The sequence below is a fragment of the Hydrogenophaga sp. genome, from assembly GCF_051007235.1.
Lineage (GTDB): Bacteria > Pseudomonadota > Gammaproteobacteria > Burkholderiales > Burkholderiaceae_C > Hydrogenophaga.
Map to the genome: position 1 here is coordinate 1 of NZ_JBPCSJ010000395.1, position 2,497 is coordinate 2,497.

A 2,497-nucleotide genomic window follows, 5' to 3' on the forward strand; every position below is an offset into this window, starting at 1 on the left:
TGTTGGCGCCGTTGGTGGTGATGGGGTCGTTGATGGAGCGCGGCACCGAACCGAGCGCCGCCTGGTGCAGCACATGGTCGATTCCTGCGCAGGCTTGTTGGCAGGTCTCCAGGTGGCGGATGTCGCCCTCGATGAAGTGGAACCGGGCCCATTGCCCGTTTGTGACCAAAGACTGCACCTCATCGAGGTTGCGCTGGTGTCCCGTGGCGAAGTTGTCCAGGCCCACCACGGTCTGGTCCAACAGCAGCAACTTCTCCAGCAGGTTGCTGCCGATGAAGCCGGCCACGCCGGTGACCAGCCAGGTCTGGGGGGATTGCTGCAGCTGCGCGCAGACGGTCTCGTAAGCGGTGGGGGTGCTCATGGTGTTCACAGGCGCAGGTCGCTGTCCTGGGCGGGCAGGATGTACTTGAGGTCGAACAGCACATGCTGGGTCTTGCCCAGGGCGCGGATGGCGCCGGCGCCCATGGCCTTGAACTCCCGGTGGGCCACCGCCACGATGATCGCGTCGTAGGCGCCGGCCGCAGGCTGCTGCACCGGCGTGATGCCGTATTCGTGCTGCGCCGCCTCGGTGCTGACCCAGGGGTCGTACACGTCGGCCTGCACGTCGTACTCGCTCAGCTCGCGCACGATGTCCACCACGCGGGTGTTGCGCAGGTCCGGGCAGTTCTCTTTGAAGGTCAGGCCCATGACCAGCACGCGCGCGCCCTGCACGTGGATGCGCCGCTGCGTCATGGTCTTGACGAGCTGAGTGACCACGTAGGCGCCCATGCTGTCGTTCAGGCGCCGCCCGGCCAGGATGATCTCGGGGTGGTAGCCGATCGATTGGGCCTTGTGTGTCAGGTAGTAAGGGTCCACGCCGATGCAGTGCCCACCCACCAGTCCGGGCCGGAAGGGCAGGAAGTTCCACTTGGTGCCCGCGGCCTGCAGCACGGCTTCGGTATCGATACCCATGCGGTTGAAGATCAGCGCCAGCTCGTTGATCAGCGCGATGTTCACGTCGCGCTGGGTGTTTTCGATCACCTTGGCCGCCTCGGCCACACGGATGCTGGATGCCTTGTGCGTGCCAGCCGTGATGATCTCGCGGTAGATGGTGTCCACCAGGTCGGCCACCTCGGGGGTGGAGCCGCTGGTGACCTTTTTGATGGTGGTGACGCGGTGTTCTTTGTCGCCGGGGTTGATGCGCTCGGGGCTGTAGCCGGCGAAGAAGTCCGCGTTGAACTTCAGGCCCGAGTGCTTCTCCAGCACGGGCACGCAGTCTTCTTCAGTGGCGCCGGGGTAGACGGTGGATTCATAGACCACCACATCGCCGCTCTTGAGGACCTTGCCGATGGTCTCGCTGGCCTTGATCAGCGGGGTCAGGTCCGGCTGCTTGTGCTCGTCGATGGGGGTGGGCACGGTGACGATGAAGAAGTTGCAGGCTGCCAGATCGGCCGCATTGGCGCTGAAGCGCAGGTGGGCGGCTTCACGCAGCTCTTCTGGGCTGACTTCCAGGGTGTGGTCTTGGCCGCCTTGCAGTTCGGCAATGCGCGCCTGGTTGATGTCGAAACCAAGCACGGGGCGTTTCTTGCCGAACTCCACCGCCAGCGGCAGGCCTACGTAGCCCAGCCCGATGATGGCGATGCGGATGTCTTTCGATGGATGTGGCATGCGATTCGTGTGTACGGTTCGAGACGGTGGGCAGGGTATCACCCGGAGGCCGCGGCGGACAGACGACTTCACCTACCGGGATGATATGGTGCGCACATGCTTGGTTACGACCACCCTGGGTGATGAGAGATCTGTTTTTGACGGAGGAGTGGTTCCGCCTGCTCGCACGTGAGGGGCTGGCGCCGCCGCCCCGAGCGTGCCAGGTGCTGGGCCTGCGAGGCGGTACTGGCGAAGAGGCCCTCGCGCTGCATCTGAAGCAAGACCGGGAGGGGGAGGCGTGGTCTTCGCTGTCCAACTACTACGCTGGTGTGTACGGACCAAGCGGAGAAAGCGCCTATCTGACGGCGGACGATTGGGCGCTGGCTTTGCGGGAGGTCCGTCAATGGCCAGGCGGCGGTGTGCTCCAGTTGAGTCCACTGGATGCCGACAGTGCATGGTTGCCCGCGTTCAAGCAGGGTGCCCGGCGTGTGGGTTACAGAGTCTGGGAGGAGCCGGCTTTTGGTAACTGGTTTCAACCCGTCGAGCCGGGTGTCTATACGGCTTATTGGCAGGCTCGGCCCTCGGCGTTGCGCAACACGGTGGACCGGGCGACGCGAAAGCTGGATCGGGCTGGTGACTGGCGTGTCGAGATCTTTGCAGGTGGTTTGCACGACCACGCAGCCGAAGCAGCCGTGTTGGGCCGCATGACGGACGCCTATCTGCATGTTTATGCCAACAGCTGGAAGCCTCAGGAACCGCGCACGGAGTTCATGCCAGCGTTCATTGCAGTGGCGGCACGCCAAGGTTGTCTGCGACTGGGGGTATTGTGGTTGCAGGGGCGGCCGCTGGCTGCGCAGATATGGTTGGTGTA

The 2,497-nt window shown here is 64.1% G+C and carries 3 protein-coding genes; 1 reads left to right on the forward strand and 2 read right to left on the reverse strand.

The genetic code is table 11. The features are described from left to right. Both ACR2JA_RS14115 and tviB read right to left on the reverse strand, forming a co-directional pair. Nucleotides 1–361: NAD-dependent epimerase/dehydratase family protein (locus ACR2JA_RS14115; RefSeq protein ID WP_434009714.1), on the reverse strand; the 361-nt coding region annotated here is incomplete at its 3' end. Nucleotides 362–366: 5 nt separating this feature from the next. Next, nucleotides 367–1,647 carry a Vi polysaccharide biosynthesis UDP-N-acetylglucosamine C-6 dehydrogenase TviB gene (tviB, locus tag ACR2JA_RS14120; RefSeq protein ID WP_434009715.1) on the reverse strand — a complete coding sequence of 427 codons (1,281 nt, stop codon included), beginning with the start codon at nucleotides 1,645–1,647 and terminating at the stop codon, nucleotides 367–369. A 122-nt stretch (nucleotides 1,648–1,769) separates the two neighbouring features. On the opposite strand from tviB, the gene ACR2JA_RS14125 reads away from it, so the two are divergent. After that, nucleotides 1,770–2,497: GNAT family N-acetyltransferase (locus ACR2JA_RS14125; protein ID WP_434009716.1), on the forward strand; the 728-nt coding region annotated here is incomplete at its 3' end.